Annotated in this window: 14 protein-coding genes and 3 pseudogenes; 7 read left to right on the top strand and 10 right to left on the bottom strand. The window is 75.3% G+C overall.

Features of this window, described 5'->3' with window-relative positions:
- The 3 genes and pseudogenes from LG632_RS26105 to LG632_RS26095 form a co-directional block, all read right to left on the bottom strand.
- Window positions 1-472, bottom strand: a pseudogene (locus LG632_RS26105) (hypothetical protein); the annotation flags it as partial.
- Between the two features lie 245 nt (window positions 473-717).
- Entirely contained in the window at window positions 718-1,176 is a 459-nt protein-coding gene (locus LG632_RS26100; protein WP_226730000.1) for an SPW repeat protein, read from the bottom strand.
- Window positions 1,177-1,217: 41 nt separating this feature from the next.
- Window positions 1,218-1,979 (bottom strand): VOC family protein, encoded by a 762-nt coding sequence (locus LG632_RS26095; protein ID WP_226730002.1) that lies wholly within the window; start codon window positions 1,977-1,979, stop codon window positions 1,218-1,220.
- A 151-nt stretch (window positions 1,980-2,130) separates the two neighbouring features.
- Between LG632_RS26095 and LG632_RS26090 the strand changes: the two genes are divergently transcribed.
- The 3 genes from LG632_RS26090 to LG632_RS26080 all read left to right on the top strand — a co-directional run bounded on the left by LG632_RS26090 (window position 2,131) and on the right by LG632_RS26080 (window position 4,499).
- Window positions 2,131-3,366: an alpha/beta hydrolase family protein gene (locus LG632_RS26090; protein ID WP_226729999.1), complete on the top strand. Its 1,236-nt coding sequence runs from the start codon at window positions 2,131-2,133 to the stop codon at window positions 3,364-3,366.
- A 22-nt stretch (window positions 3,367-3,388) separates the two neighbouring features.
- Entirely contained in the window at window positions 3,389-3,769 is a 381-nt protein-coding gene (locus LG632_RS26085) for an NTP pyrophosphohydrolase (RefSeq protein WP_226729998.1), read from the top strand.
- Window positions 3,770-3,905: 136 nt separating this feature from the next.
- Window positions 3,906-4,499 (top strand): TetR/AcrR family transcriptional regulator, encoded by a 594-nt coding sequence (locus LG632_RS26080; RefSeq protein ID WP_226729997.1) that lies wholly within the window; start codon window positions 3,906-3,908, stop codon window positions 4,497-4,499.
- Window positions 4,500-4,600: 101 nt separating this feature from the next.
- On the opposite strand, the gene LG632_RS26075 is transcribed toward LG632_RS26080, so the two are convergent.
- On the bottom strand, window positions 4,601-5,152 hold the full coding sequence (locus LG632_RS26075; protein ID WP_226729996.1) for a TerD family protein: 552 nt from the start codon (window positions 5,150-5,152) through the stop codon (window positions 4,601-4,603).
- A gap of 100 nt (window positions 5,153-5,252) precedes the next feature.
- Entirely contained in the window at window positions 5,253-5,879 is a 627-nt protein-coding gene (locus LG632_RS26070; protein ID WP_226729995.1) for a class I SAM-dependent methyltransferase, read from the bottom strand.
- Window positions 5,880-6,037: 158 nt separating this feature from the next.
- On the opposite strand from LG632_RS26070, the gene LG632_RS26065 reads away from it, so the two are divergent.
- Entirely contained in the window at window positions 6,038-6,865 is an 828-nt protein-coding gene (locus tag LG632_RS26065; RefSeq protein WP_226729994.1) for a glutamate ABC transporter substrate-binding protein, read from the top strand.
- Window positions 6,866-7,234: 369 nt separating this feature from the next.
- On the opposite strand, the gene LG632_RS26060 is transcribed toward LG632_RS26065, so the two are convergent.
- Entirely contained in the window at window positions 7,235-7,732 is a 498-nt protein-coding gene (locus LG632_RS26060; RefSeq protein WP_226729993.1) for a DoxX family protein, read from the bottom strand.
- A gap of 278 nt (window positions 7,733-8,010) precedes the next feature.
- Window positions 8,011-8,736 carry an SDR family NAD(P)-dependent oxidoreductase gene (locus tag LG632_RS26055; protein ID WP_226729992.1) on the bottom strand — a complete coding sequence of 242 codons (726 nt, stop codon included), beginning with the start codon at window positions 8,734-8,736 and terminating at the stop codon, window positions 8,011-8,013.
- A gap of 104 nt (window positions 8,737-8,840) precedes the next feature.
- Between LG632_RS26055 and LG632_RS26050 the strand changes: the two genes are divergently transcribed.
- Window positions 8,841-9,680: a LysR family transcriptional regulator gene (locus LG632_RS26050; RefSeq protein ID WP_226729991.1), complete on the top strand. Its 840-nt coding sequence runs from the start codon at window positions 8,841-8,843 to the stop codon at window positions 9,678-9,680.
- 58 nt (window positions 9,681-9,738) lie between these two features.
- Here LG632_RS26050 and rraA read toward each other — a convergent pair whose 3' ends face one another.
- The 3 genes and pseudogenes from rraA to LG632_RS26035 all read right to left on the bottom strand — a co-directional run.
- On the bottom strand, window positions 9,739-10,236 hold the full coding sequence (gene rraA / locus LG632_RS26045) for a ribonuclease E activity regulator RraA (protein WP_226729990.1): 498 nt from the start codon (window positions 10,234-10,236) through the stop codon (window positions 9,739-9,741).
- Between the two features lie 10 nt (window positions 10,237-10,246).
- Window positions 10,247-11,053: pseudogene (locus tag LG632_RS26040) on the bottom strand (crotonase/enoyl-CoA hydratase family protein); the annotation flags it as partial.
- Window positions 11,054-11,248: 195 nt separating this feature from the next.
- Window positions 11,249-11,989: pseudogene (locus LG632_RS26035) on the bottom strand (EamA family transporter); the annotation flags it as partial.
- Window positions 11,990-12,068: 79 nt separating this feature from the next.
- Here LG632_RS26035 and pdxR point away from each other — a divergent pair.
- Together pdxR and LG632_RS30375 are read left to right on the top strand one after the other, a co-directional pair.
- A complete protein-coding gene (gene pdxR / locus LG632_RS26030; RefSeq protein ID WP_226729989.1) occupies window positions 12,069-13,610 on the top strand; it encodes a MocR-like pyridoxine biosynthesis transcription factor PdxR in 1,542 nt (513 codons plus the stop codon).
- 234 nt (window positions 13,611-13,844) lie between these two features.
- Window positions 13,845-14,306: an LAETG motif-containing sortase-dependent surface protein gene (locus tag LG632_RS30375; RefSeq protein WP_264202274.1), complete on the top strand. Its 462-nt coding sequence runs from the start codon at window positions 13,845-13,847 to the stop codon at window positions 14,304-14,306.
- Window positions 14,307-14,402 lie beyond the last annotated feature (96 nt).

Genomic DNA, 14,402 nt, shown 5'->3' with positions numbered 1-14,402 from the left:
GGGCGCACAGCGTCAGCGCGAGCACCGCGCACCAGCGCAGGACGCGCGGCGCGGCGTCGTCCCGGCCCCCGTCCGGCCGGGCGGAGGCGTCCCGGGTGGAAGCGTCCCGGCCGCGAGCCTCCCCGCCGGACGCGTCCCGGCCGGAAGCCAGGGCGGAGGCGTCCCGCCCCGGGTCGTCCCGGCGGGGCTCCTGCGCCCGCGGGGCGACGGGCGGCTCGGGCGCGGGGCCGGGCGCCGGATCCCACGCCGGAGGCGGCGGGGGCGGGGGCGGCGCCGGTGCGGGCTCCGGCTCCGGCGGGGCCAGGATGCCGACCAGGCGGGCGACGTCCTCGACGGGCCGCCCGAGGGCGGCGGCGCGCAGCGCGCCGTCGGCCGCGTCGGGAGCCCCGCCGGGCTGCTGGAGCAGGTCCACCATGGCGGCCACGTCCTCCAGCGGACGGTGGGTCGCCGCGGTCCACAGGACCGTGTCCACGGCGGGGTTGGCGGCGGGAGGACCGGAAGGGTCAGGGTGATCGGGTTGTCGGTCAGGACTACTCATGGAAACGCTCCGTCCGGCGTGCGCGGTTACCGAAAGCGCACGTCCGACTCCATTCCATGCCCGGTTCCACCGCTGCGCCATTCGGGGGTGGCAGGCGGGTGACGGTGCCCCGCACGGTCAAGGGCCCCCGGATCGGGGGCCCTTGCCGCTTCCTGTCGCTGGGCTTCGCCGGCTCGGCCTCACATCGCGCCGCCGCGCAGCCGGGCCCGGCCCGCGCCCCGGTCGCCGCTCGTGGCGGCCATGGCCAGCCCCAGGCACAGGGCGATCACGCCGGCGATGACGTTGCTGATCACGCTCCGCATGGTGTCGACGTTCCCGCTGACGACCCACGGGGAGACGATCGTGAACGCGCCGATCGCGCACGCCGCCCAGGCCATGGCGTGCGTGCGTTCGTACGCCGAGCCCAGGCCGCCCATCAGCAGGCAGTAGGCGATGCCGGTGATCAGGTTGCAGACGGTCAGCGTCGTGAGGTTGTGGAACCCGACGATCCACGGCGACGCCGCCAGGTACACGCCCGTGAGCAGGGCCAGGGCCTCGGTGGCCTGGGCCCGCGGCGTGATCGTGGCCCGCTCGAACCGGGAGCGCATCTCGGCGAGGTCGGGGTGGTGCTCTATGGCTGGGCTGGAGTGAGTGGTCATGATTCCCGCCTTCTCGGGAAGAGGGGCCCTTTATGTCGCACTTATTCCCTTTGTGGGGCCGCTGAATCCCGCCCGCCCTCGGTGATGTCGAAGAGCGCGCCGTCCGGGTCCCGCAGCGTCACGCACCGCTCCCGGTCCGAGGTGTGCACGGCCGAGGCCCGGTGCCCGCCCAGGGACAGGGCCGCCGCCACGGCGGGCTCCAGCGCCGCCACCCTGAAGTGCACGTGCCAGCGGGGGCGGACCTGCGGATCGAAGGCGGCCGGCTCCAGGGCCTGGCCGGACAGCCGGGCGACCGGCTCGCCGCCCTGCCGCAGGACCACCTTGTCCTCCTCGTACGCCACCTCGCAGCGGTCCGGGCGGCCCGTGGCCCACTCCAGCACCTCGCCGTAGAACAGCGCCGCGTCGAACGCGTTGCGGGTGCGCAGTTCCAGCCAGGCCGGCGCCGGGCCCGTCCCGACCCGCCACTCGGAGCGCACCTGGCCCTCCCAGATCCCGAACACGGCACCGTCGGGGTCGGCCGCCAGGGCCGCCCGCCCCTGCTCGCCCAGGGCGAGCGGGCCGACCGCGACCGTGCCGGTCCGCTCCCGGATCCGGTCGACGGCCTTGTCCGCGTCGTCCACCGCGAAGTACGGGGTCCAGGTCACGGTGGTGGCGGCCATCTCCGCCGCGAGAGCCCCGATCCCCGCCACCGGCAGCCCGTCCACCTCCGCCACGCTGAAGGTCTCCCCCAGCTTCCCGTGGCGGAATTGCCAGCCCAGCACCGCGCCGTAGAAGCGCTGGGAGGTCTCCAGGTCCCGGGACATCAGGCTCACCCAGCACGGCGCACCGAACACGTCACCCGTCGAGATCGTCGCTTGCACCCTTCCACCATCCCCCATCTCCTCATGCGGGCGGAGGAGCGATCACTCTGTGGGTTGAGGCGGTGACACCCGAATGGCGGCTAACGTCCGGGTCATGCAGAAGATCATCCGTCGTGCGTTAACAGCCGCCGTCGCCGTCACCGCGCTGACCGCCCCGCTGACCCTGTCGGGCGCCGCGTCCGCCGCCGGACCGTCCGCCGCCTCAGGGCCGTCCGCCGCCTCCGGACCGTCCGCCGCCGCCGTGGTGCCCGCCGCGGCGCCCGACCGCAAGGGCGTCGCCCTCGAACTGCCGCGCCCCACCGGGCCGCTGGCCGTCGGGCGGGACACCCTGCACCTGGTCGACCGGACCCGCAAGGACCCCTGGGTGCCCACCGCCGACCGGGAGCTGATGCTCTCGCTCTACTACCCGGCCCGCCCCCGCACCGGAGCGCCGGCCCCCTACATGACCGTCCCCGAGGCCGGGGCGCTGCTCGCGAAGTGGCCGGGCGCCGGTGGTCTGGTCACCGCCGAGCAGGCCGCCGCGACCCGGACGTACGCCCGCGAGGGCGCCCGGCCGCAGCCGGGCCGGCACCCGCTGGTGGTGCTGTCCCCGGGCTTCACCGTGCCGCGCACCACGCTGACCGCCCTGGCCGAGGACCTCGCCTCGCGCGGCTACGTCGTCGCCGCCGTCGACCACGCGTACGAGTCGGACGGGACGAGCTTCCCCGGGGGCCGGCTGCTGAACTGCCTCGCGTGCGAGCAGGTCGGCCCCTCGAAGCAGTACGGCCGGGTGTCGGACGGCCGGGCCGAGGACGTCTCCTTCGTCCTCGACCAGCTCACCGGCCCCGAGGCCGTCTGGCGGCACTCCCGGATCGTCGACCCCCGCCGGATCGGCATGGCCGGCCACTCCATCGGCGGTGCCTCGGCCGCCTCGACCATGGCGGGGGACCGCCGGGTCGACGCCGGGATCAACATGGACGGCACGTTCTTCACGCCCGTCCCCGAGCGCGGGCTGGACGGCCGGCCCTTCATGATGCTGGGCGGTGACCCGGCCCTGTGGCCGCCCGGGACCGAGGAGCCGAGCTGGGGCACGGCCTGGAGCCGGCTCGACGGCTGGAAGCGCTGGCTCACGGTCAAGGGCACCGGCCACTTCGCCTTCACCGACACCCCCTACCTGGGGCAGCAGCTCGGCATCGACGACCCGGACTCCCCGCTGTCCGGCACCCGCTCCGTACAGATCACCCGCGCGTACGTGGCCGCCTTCTTCGACCAGCACCTCAAGGGCATCCCCCAGCGACTGCTGACCGGTCCGAGCGCCGCCGATCCGGAGGTGGTCTTCCACTCACCCTGACCCCGCCACCCATACTGGGGCGATGACCGTACTGATCGTCGACGCCGCCAATGTCGTCGGCTCCGTGCCCGACGGCTGGTGGCGCGACCGCCGCGGCGCCGCCGAGCGGCTGCGCGACCGACTGGCCGCCCGGGGCGCCGACGAGGAGATCATCCTCGTGGTCGAAGGCGCCGCCCGGGGCGTGGCGTCCGTGCCCGGAGTGCACGTCGACGCCGCCCCCGGCAGCGGCGACGACCGCATCGTGGAGCTGGCCGCCGCCCATGCCGGGGGTGACTGCGTCGTCGTCACGGCGGACCGCGCGCTGCGCGAGCGGGTCCGCGCCTACGGCGTGCGCTGCGCCGGCCCCCGCACCGTCCGGCCCGCCGGGGACCGAGCGCCGGCGCCCCCGCCCGGCGACCAGTGACCGGTACGGCCGCGTATCGATACGACAATGTATCGATACGCGGCTGTACCGATACGTCGCCGTTCCGGTAGGCTGCCGTCCAGGGGACGCGGCACCGCCGCGCCGGCCATCCGCAGCACGCCAGGAAGTCACGCCCATGACCACAGCGCGCCGCTCCAAGATCACCCCGGAGCGGGAGCAGGAGTTCTTCGACGCCGTGCTGGACGAGCTCCGCGAGCAGGGGTACGAGGCGCTCACCATGGAGGGCGTCGCCGCCCGCGCCAGCTGCGGCAAGTCCACCCTGTACCGGCAGTGGCAGACCAAGCCCCGCCTGGTGGCCGCCGCCCTGCGCTCCGCGCGCCGCGACCGGAGCCTGGTCGCGGTGGACACCGGCTCCCTCGCCGGCGACCTGCGCGAGGCCGCGCGGATCACCGCCGGCACCTCCGGTCGCGACACCCGGCTCACCCAGGCCCTCGGCCACGCCGTCCTGGACGACGAGGAGCTCCAGGGCGCCCTGCGCGAGGCGCTCGTCGAACCCGAACTCGCCGCCCTGGGCGCCATGGTGGACCGGGCCGTCGAGCGCGGGGAGATCCCCGCCGACCATCCGGCCGTGGAGTTCCTGGCCGCCCAGCTGCTGGGCGTCCTGCGGATCAGCCCCCTCCTGCACGGGCGGCATGCCGACGCCGACTACCTGGTCCGGTTCGTCGACGCCTGCGTGCTTCCCGCCCTGGGTCCGACGCCGGCCCCCTGAACCGGCAGGACGCCGTCACCGATGACCGGACGGCGGCCTGCCCGCGCTGCCCCGTGGGGACGACGGCAGCGCACCGCCGCGACCGGGCGGCGGGCCCTCCCTCAGGAGGCGCCCGCCGCCCGGTCCGAAGCGGCGGCTCCCATCAGCTCGACGAACTCCTGCGGACCGGCGTCGAACCCGCGCACCCCCGGCCGCAGGACCCACACCCCCGATTCCTCCCGGGTGAACTCCGCGACGACCGCCGCGCCCGCCCCGGCCACGCCCGTCAGATCGTCCGTGGCGAGCTCGTCGTGGCCCGCGCGGATCCGTACGGCGGTCCCGCCGACGTCGCCGAAGGACTTCCGCCGGTCCTCGTCCTGGATCACCACGCCCACCACCACCCGCCCGAGCGCCGGATCCATCCGGTCCAGCTCCAGCGTCATGACCTCGTCGAAGCCGAAGCCCTGCCCGGTACGGCTGTCGCGGTCCAGGGTGACCGTGCCGTCGGGGGAGCGGCGCCCGAAGTGCACCACGTAGGCGGGCGTGCCGTACGCGTCGTCCACCGGGTAGACCGCCGCGACGAGGTCGAGGTCGTGCGCGGGGGTGCCGGCCGGGCTGGGGTCCCACCGCAGCGCGACCTCGACCCTGGCCAGGCCCTTGCTGATGCCCGTCACCGAACTCCCCTTCCTCGTGGCAGCGTTGCCCGTTCATGCTGCCACGAGGAAGGTGCGGCGGCGGGATCCGGCGAACGATCCCGGCCACCGGCCGGCCGGATCAGCGCCGGCGCGCGTAGCAGAACAGATGGTCCTCCGGTCCGGCGGTCTCGCTCGCCGGCTGGTACGTCGACCGCTCGGTGTGCAGCACCTCCAGGCCCAGCTCGTCGAGCCGGCGCACGTAGTCCTCCGCGGACAGGCTGCTCACCCGCACCCGGTGGCCCATCCACTCGATCTCCACGTCCTCGATGTCCCCGGGAACCGTGGCCATCACGAAGTAGCCGCCCGGCACGATCCACCGCGCGATCCGCCGCAGCGACTCCTCCACCTCCGGCCGGCTCATCACCAGCAGCGGGAAGAACGCGCACACCGCGTCGAAGCCGCCGTCCGGCGGGGTGTACGTCCGTACGTCGGCCAGCTCGAAGTCGGCCCCCGGCACCCGCTCGCGGGCCAGGTCGACCATGGTCGGCGACACGTCGATCCCGGTCACCGCGCAGCCTGCGGCCGCCAGCCGGGCCGCGACCGGGCGGCCGGTGCCGCTGCCGACGTCCAGGACCCGCGCCCCGGCGGGCAGCCGGGCCGTGAGCCAGTCCAGGGCCGCGTGCTGCCCCGGCAGGTCCGCGAAGGCGTCCTCGTACCGCGCGCCGAGCCGGTCGAAGAGCTCTGCCGCCGACACCTCGTCACTCATGTGCAATCCTTCCTGGTCACGAGCCGGTTCCGGGGGAGGTTCCACGCCTTGCCAGATCGTGATGCTCAAATCTTCCTCAGATCTAGTGACGCTGTCCTCATGCCCTCCTAGCTTCCTGCGGAGTACGGCTTGACCACGTTCCATTCGAAAGAGTCCCCATGAAGCTCTCCAAGGCCGGTGCGGTCGCTGGTGTGATCGTCCTCGCTCTGACCGTTTCCGGCTGCGGTGCAGACAACGAGGCCGAGCAGCGGAAGATCGCCATCGGCATCAAGTTCGACCAGCCGGGGATCGGGCTGCGCGAGGACGGCAAGTTCAGCGGCTTCGACGTGGACGTGGCCACCTACGTGGCCAAGGAGCTCGGCTACAAGCCGGAGCAGATCGAGTTCAAGCAGGTCTTCAGCTCCGACCGCGAGCTGATGCTCCAGTTCAACGAGGTCAAGTTCGTCGTCGCCAGCTACTCGATCAACGACAAGCGCAAGGCCAAGGTCGACTTCGCCGGCCCGTACTTCGTCGCCCACCAGGACCTGCTGATCCGGTCCACCGAGAACGAGATCACCAAGGCGGAGGACCTCAACAGGAAGAGGCTCTGCTCGGTCACCGGCTCGACCTCCGCGGAGAACGTCAAGGCCAAGCTCGCGCCCAAGGCCGAGATGCTGGAGCTCGGCGGCTACTCGGAGTGCCTGGTCGCCCTCCAGGACAGCACTCTCGACGCGCTGACCACGGACAACTCCATCCTGGCCGGATACGCCGCCCGACCGGAGAACGTGGGCAAGTTCAAGCTCGCCAACCTCAACCTGAGCAACGAGTTCTACGGCATCGGGCTGAAGAAGGGCGACAAGGAGCTCCAGAAGAAGATCAACGACGCCCTGGGCAAGATGGTCAAGGACGGCTCCTGGGACAAGTTCGTCCAGCAGAACTTCGGCGCCGCCCAGACCGCGGCCGCCTACCGGCACGAGCCGGCGCCGCAGATCACCGAGGGCCGCTGACCGAGGGCCCCGGCCCGCCCGGCACGCCGCAGCCCCCGCCCCCCGGCACCGCGACCGGCGGGCAGGGGCTGCTCGCTCTTTCGACCGATCCCGGGACCGGAGGGAGCCGCCCGCACCGCACCCGGTGATCGTGGGAGCCAGTCAACCAAGGGCGGCCCGCGAAGGCGACGGTGCGACGGCACGGAATTCGCCCGGCGCCGGACGGCCGCCTTCGTGAGATCGTCCAAGGCCGGAGCCCGGCGGCCACGGAAGTCCACAACGGCGCTGCGCGCAGCCGCCGTGCGCGGGCCTGCCCCGGACCGTGCACGGTCCGGGGCAGGGGCGTGTCCCACCGGCCACATGAAGTGGCCCGGTCGGGTGCGGTGGCGGTCAGGCCGCGGCGGTGGCGCGAGGACGCCCGGCGTCGTCGCTGTCCGCGGCGCCGGTGCGGTGCCCGGCCCCGGTGTTCCCGGCCGCCGAGGCGGTGCCGCGGGAGCCGAACAGGCTGCTCAGGGCGAAGGCGCCCGGGCCGGTGAAGACCAGCAGGAGCAGGGCCCAGCAGTACATCGCGGACGACTCGCCGCCGTTCTGGATCGGCCACAGGGCCTTCTCCTGGTGCACGACGAAGTACGCGTAGGCCATCGAGCCGGAGGCGAGGAAGGCCGCGGCACGCGTACCGGCACCGAGCATGACCAGCCCACCGGCGACGAGCTGGATCACGGCGGCGTACCAGCCCGGCCAGGAGCCGACGGGCACGGTGCCGCCGCCGTGCGCCCCACCGAGGACGCCGAAGAGGGAAGCGGCGCCGTGGCAGGCGAAGAGCAGGCCGACGACGATGCGGAACAGGCCCAGGACGTACGGCTGGGCGGCGGAGAGGCGGTCGGGCACGGGGGACACTCCTAGCTCGGGTCGTGCTCGGGTCGGGGACGCGCGCCCGCGGGCGGCCGGGGACGCAGGAGGAGTGTGCCCACGGACCCGTGTCCCTCGCCCGCAAGTGGCAGGGACATGCCGCATCTCCCCCCGGGCGCGGCCCGCGGGGGCCCCGATTGGCACCACCCGGCCGCGCCGGGAATGCGCGCCCGCGGTCCGGCCCGCCGGCCCGCCGGCCCGCCGGCCCGCCCCGGCCCGGTCCGCTCACCGGCGGACCCCAGGGGCGGGTGCGCCCGTCACCAGGGCACCGCGCCCCCGTCGTCGAAGAACCCACCGGTCGGTCCGTCGTCGGGCAGGGTCGCGAGGCGGATCGCGACCGCCGCGCCCTGGCGGGGCGTGCGCACGCCCCGGAAGCCGTTGAGGTCGGTGGCGGTGAAGCCCGGACAGGCGGAGTTGACCAGGATGCCGGTGCCGCTCAGTTCCTTGGCGTATTGGACGGTGACGGCGTTGAGGAAGGTCTTGGACGCCAAGTACGCGACCGGAACCGGGCCCATGTCGATGCCGGGCGTGGTCTGGAGCGTGAGCGAGCCGACGCTGCTGGAGACGTTCACGATCCGCGGCGACGCCGATCCGCGCAGCATGGGCAGCATCGCGTTGGTGACGCGGACGACCCCGATCACATTGGTCTCCACGACCGCCCGTACGGTCGCGGGATCGACCGTCGTGGGCGTCTGCGGCATGCCGCCGGTGATCGCGGCGTTGTTGACCAGGACGTCGAGCCCTCCGGCGCGGTCGGCGACCAGCTCGGCCGCGGCGGCCGCACTCGCGTCGTCCGCCACGTCGAGCGGAACACCGAACGCGTCGGCCCCGGCCGCGCGCAGCTTCTCCACCGCGGTGTCACGGCGCTTGCGATCCCGCGCGCCCACGCCGATGCGCCAGCCGAGGGCGCCCAGGCCCGCCGCGATCTCGTACCCGATTCCCTTGTTCGCGCCCGTCACCAGCGCGATCGTCCGTCCACTCATGTCGCCCAGCCTGGGGCCCCGCCGGGCGGGGCGTCCAAGACCGGCCGGGTGGGCGGCGATACCGCACCGATATCGGTCCTGGTGGCGCCGGGTACGCTGACGAGGTGGAGACGCGCGAGCTTCGGTATTTCGTCGCCGTCGCGGAGGAGTTGCACTTCGGGCGGGCGGCGCAGCGGCTCGCCATGGCGCAACCACCGCTGTCGCGGGCCATCCAGCAGCTCGAGCGGCGGCTCGGCGTGGCCCTCCTGCACCGCACCGCTCGCGCCGTCTCCTTGACCGAGGCCGGATCGGTGCTTCTGCGCGAGGGCCGGGCCGCACTCGAGGCGGTCGAAGCCGCCGAGCGCCGCACCCGCCGCGCAGCCGCCGAACGGCCCGGGGTGGTGCTGGCCACGAAAGCCGGGGCGGCCGGCGAGCTGTTGGCGAAGCTGCTGGACGCCTACGCCGCCGAGCCCGGCGCGGTCGCCGTCGAGGTGGTGCTGTGCGGGCCCGGCGAACAGGAAGGGCTGCTGCGCGACGGGCGTGCCGACGTCGCTCTGCTCCAGCGGCCCTTCGACACGACGGCCGGACTCGACACCGAGGACCTGCACACCGAACAGCAGGTCCTGGTCCTGCCCGCCCGGCACCCCTTGGCCGACCGGCCCCACGTGTCGATGGCCGAGGTCACCACCCTGACGGGCCTGCCCCTGCCGCGCTGGCCCCGGCGCGGCGGAGGCTGCGCGGACGGACCCGGCCCGCAGGTGCGCGACCACACCCAGCTGTTCCAGCTGATCGCGCTCGGACGGGCCTGCGCGGTCGTGCCCGAGTCCCTGCGGGCCCACCTGCGCGACGTCCACGCGACGGTGCCGGTGACGGACGCACCGGCGGTCACGACTGTCATCGCCTGGCCGCCGCACAGCAGGTCCACAGCCGTCGCAGACCTCGTCCGCACCGCGACGCGCCTCTAGGCCGTCCCCTTCGGACCGGGCCGACGGCAGGAGCCGGATCTCTTCCGAGGCGGGGGCCTCAGCCGGAGTGCGGGGCCGCCGGGAGGACCACGACCCCGTCCTCGTCGGCGTACAGCGTGTCGCCGGGCCGGAACGTCACCCCGCCGAAGGTCACCGGCACGTCCACCTCCCCGGCGCCGCTCTTGCCGCTCTTGCGCGGCACGGTGCCCAGCGCCGTGATCCCGATCCCCAGGCCGCTCAGCGCGACGCTGTCGCGCACCGCGCCGTGCACGACCAGTCCGGCCCAGCCGTTGCGGACCGCCGCGCCGGCGATGAGGTCGCCGAGCAGCGCCGTGCGCAGCGAACCACCGCCGTCCACCACCAGGACGGCCCCCTCGCCGGGCCCGTTCACCAGCTCGCGCAGCAGGGCGTTGTCCTCGTGGCACGACACCGTCCGGACGGTTCCGGCGAAGGCGCGGTGGCCGCCGAACCGGCGGAACTGGACGTCGCAGACGAGCAACTGCTCGCCGTGCTCGTCGTAGAGGTCGGTCGTGGGGACCGCGGAGATCATCGTCATGCGCGCCAGCCTAGACGGGCCCCTCGGCACCGGCCGAGGCGTCCGCCGGGTGGACCGGGTCGGTGAAGGAGCCGTGGCGCCCGGCACCGGCGGCGAACCGCGCGGCGCCCGCGCCGGTCTCGCCCGCGGCCAGCGGCACCATGCCGTGCCGGAGCTCGGCCGCCAGCGCCTCGGACTCCGCCAGCCCGTGCTGCTCCCGTACGGACAGCCGGTCGTGCCGCAGGCACAGCTGCGGGAACGCGGCGATCCGGTGGGCCAGTTCCTCCGCCGCCTGCCGGGCCCGGCCCGGCGGCACGAGGCGGTTGGCCAGCCCGATCGCGTACGCCTCGGCCGCCGGGACCGGGCGGCCGGTCAGGATCAGGTCCATGGCACGGCTCTCGCCGATGAGCCGGGGCAGCCGTACGGTGCCGCCGTCGATCAGCGGCACTCCCCAGCGGCGGCAGAACACCCCCAGGACCGCGTCCTCCTCGACCACGCGCAGATCGCACCACAGGGCCAGCTCCAGGCCCCCGGCCACGGCGTGGCCGGCGACGGCCGCGACGACGGGCTTGGTCAGCCGCAGCCGGGTCGGGCCCATCGGGCCGTCGCCGTCCGGCGCCACGCGGTTGCCGCGCTCGGTGCCGACGGCCTTGAGGTCGGCACCGGCGCAGAAGGTCCCGCCCTCGCCCCACAGCACCGCCACCGCGGCCCCTTCGTCGGCCTCGAAGGCGCGGAAGGCATCGGCCAGTTCGCGGGCCGTCGGGCCGTCCACGGCGTTGCGGGCGGCGGGCCGGGACAGCACGACGGTGGTCACGGGCCCGTCGCGCTCGACGCGGACGGCGGGGGCGCCGGGGGCGGCGGGGGCAGCGGGAGTGTCGGGGCCGACGGGGGCCTCGGGGCCGACGGCAGTCTCGGGGCTGACGGGGGAGCCGGCGGAGTCGGTCATGGGCGCATTCTCACGCGGCCGCAGTCCGACGACCAGACCGGCGATCACGACGGCGATTCCCAGCCACACCGCCGGCCCGGGCCGGTCCCCGCCTGTCAGCGCCCCCGCCGCGGCCGCGGCGAGCGGCGCGACGCCGGTGAGGAGGCCGGCCCGCCCGGCGCCGACGGCCCGGACGGTCGAGTACCACAGGACGAACGCCACGGCCGTCACCAGCAGCGCGAGATGACCGACGGCGGCCCACTGAACAGCGGTCAGTTCCCCTACCGCGGTCGGCCCTTCGACGATCCCGCCCAGCACGACGAGCATCAGCGCGCCCAGCCACACCGCGTGCACGGAGACGCCCCAGGGGCCGTGCCGGCGCAGCACCGGCACCGCGAGCAGGGTGAACCCGGCCTCGCACGCCAGAGCCACGGCGGCCCACGCCACCCCGGTGGCGTCGGCGCGGCCCGTGCCCTGCACCAGCACGGCGCCGGCCACGACCACGGGCGCGGCCAGCAGCACCTGCCGGCTCGGCCGCTGCCGCTCCAGCAACGGCCCGACGACCCCCAGCGCGACCGGTACGCAGGCCACCGCGACGGCGATCACCGCCGGCTCGGCATGGCCCACCCCGCGGACCACGGCCACGTTGAACAGCACCAGCCCGCTCCCGGCGACCCCGCCCAGCCACAGCCACTCCCGCCCCCGCGGCCACCCGACCCGGGCCCCGGCGAGCCGGGCCATGAGCAGCAGGACGCCGGTGGCGGCGACGTAGCGGACGGCCTGTGCGGTCAGCAGCGGCGCGTCGACGAGCGTCCGCGAGACGGTGACGCTGCTCCCGACGAGGACCATGCCGACGGTGCCGGGCAGCAGCCGGGCGAGAACGGAGGAAGAGGTGCGCATACCTCCACGCTGCCGCCACAATGGTCCCGTGGACAGGTCCGAACCAGGCCCGCCGAAGGGGTCCAAAGCATCGCAGCCGGGGGAGTCGGGGTCGGACTTCCTCCAGTTGGACATGGGCCGGGCGCCCGTGGGCGGGCGCACCGCCTGGCTGGTCGACCAGTTGCGCTCCGCCATCGCCGACGGCCGCCTCCCCGTGGGCAGCCGGCTCCCGGCCAGCCGGGTGCTGGCCGAGGAGCTGGGGGTCACCCGCGGCGTGGTGACCGAGGCCTACCGCCGGCTGTCGGAATCCGGCCAGACCACCGGCCACGGCCGCCGCGGCACCACGGTCGTGGCCGCCCCGTCCCCACCCCGCGCCCCCCGCGTGAAGCCGCGGGCGCCCCGGGCGGTGGCGGCGGAGGCGGCCGCCGGGGACGGGTTCTTCGCCCGCGGCGACCGCGAGGGCGCCGTCGACGCCCTGCGCGCGCTGCCCTGCCGGATCGACCTCTCGCCCGGCGTGCCCGATCTCGCCGCGTTCCCCCGAACCGCCTGGCTCCGCGCCGAGCGGTCCGTCCTGGCCGGGCTCGACCCGGCCGACTTCGGCTACGGCAACCCCCAGGGCGCCCCCGCCCTGCGCCGCGCCGTCGTCGGCTGGCTCGCCCGGAACCGCGGCATCCGGGCCGACCCCGCCGAGGTGGTCGTCGTCGCCGGCGTGGCCCAGGCCCTGGCCCTGCTCGCGCAGGTCCTGCGCGGCACCGGAGTCGACCGGATCGCCGTGGAGGACCCCGGCTCCCTCGGCGCGCGCCAGCAGCTGGAGTACGGCGGCCACACCACCGTCCCGGTCCCCGTCGACGCCGGCGGCCTCGACGTCGCCGCGCTGCGCGCGACCGGCGCCCCGGCCGTCCTGCTCACCCCCGCCCACCAGTTCCCGACCGGCACCGTCCTCGACGGCGACCGCCGCCGCGACCTCCTGCGCTGGGCCGCCGACGGCGGCATCGTCGTCGAGGACGACTACGACGCCGAACACCGCTACGACCGCCCGCCGGTCCCCGCCCTGCGCTCCCTCCTCCCCGACGCCGTCTGCTACGCCGGCAGCGTCTCCAAACTCCTCGCCCCCGCACTCCGCGTCGGCTGGCTCCTCGTCCCCCCGCACCTGCTCCCGGCCACCGTGACCGCCAAGCGCTACGCCGACCTGGGCAACGGCGTGCTCACCCAGCTCGTCCTCGCCCGGCTCATGGACTCCGGCGAGCTGGAACGCCAGCTGCGCCACGTCCGGCGCCGGCACCGCCGCCGCCGGGACGAGATGCTCCGCGCGATCGGGGCCCACCTGCCCGGCGCCCGGGTGCACGGCGCCGCCGCCGGCCTGCACCTCATGGTCACCTTCGACGCCGACCCACCCGGTTTCCGTGACACCGCCCTGGCCGCGGCCGCCCTCGCCCACGGCGTCAAGGTGCACCCCCTGTCCTGGCACCGCGTGGCCCCCGGCCCGCCGGGCGTGGTCCTCGGCTACGCCGCCGGCCCGGCCCACGCGATCGAGGAAGGCGTCGCCCTCCTGGGAACCGCCCTTCGCGAGGTCCGTCGGCAGGGGGCCTGACACCCCGGCATCCTGACACCCCGGCACCCTGGCACCCTGACACCCCGGCACCCCGGCACGCCAGGGACCGGACACCCTGACACCCGGTAACCTGACACCCCGACAAGGCCACAGCCACCTGCGAGGGCTCGGCGAAAAAAGTTTCGCGAGAGCGGCAACCTCCCGCCGGGTCGCGCGTCGTGCGGGGGTGAAGGGCGCAATCCCGCGCCCTCCCCCCGACCGTGGAGAACCACCGTGACCAAGATCCACCACCTGCGCAGCACCGCCGCCGTCGCCGGTCTGCTCCTCACCCTCGCCGCCACCCCGGCCCACGCCGCCGCGGGCCAGGCGGCCCCGGCCCCCTCCGCCCCGCCCACCGCTCCCGCCCCCGCGGTCTCCCCGGCCCCCGGCGGCGGCGCCACCCCGAGCCACGCCCCCACGGCCGTCCCCAGCGCCCCGCCGAGCGCCCGGCCGTCCGCGGTGCCCTCGCCCGTGCCCTCCGTGCCGCCGGGCGGCAGCGCCTCCCCGAGCAAGGCGCCGGGCAGCCCGGCCCCCGCCGCCTCGCCCTCGGCCGTACCCGGTGCACCCGCCGGAGCCGAGCTCGCCCATACTGGCTCCTCGAACGCGACCAACGCCGCCCTCGGGGCCGGTGCCGCCCTGCTCGTCGCGGCCGGGGCCGGAACCCTCTTCGCCGTGCGGCGCCGCGCCGCCCGCTGACGTGCTCCACCCGAGGATCGACGTGCTCCACCCCGTAGCCGAGCCGCTCGCGCCGCTGGCGGTCCCGCTCCCGCACGGCCTGCGCCGTGCGGCGTG

Origin of the sequence: Streptomyces antimicrobicus, assembly GCF_020532625.1 — a bacterium.
GTDB lineage: Bacteria > Actinomycetota > Actinomycetes > Streptomycetales > Streptomycetaceae > Streptomyces > Streptomyces antimicrobicus.
This window is presented reverse-complemented; position numbering and strand designations above follow the sequence as displayed.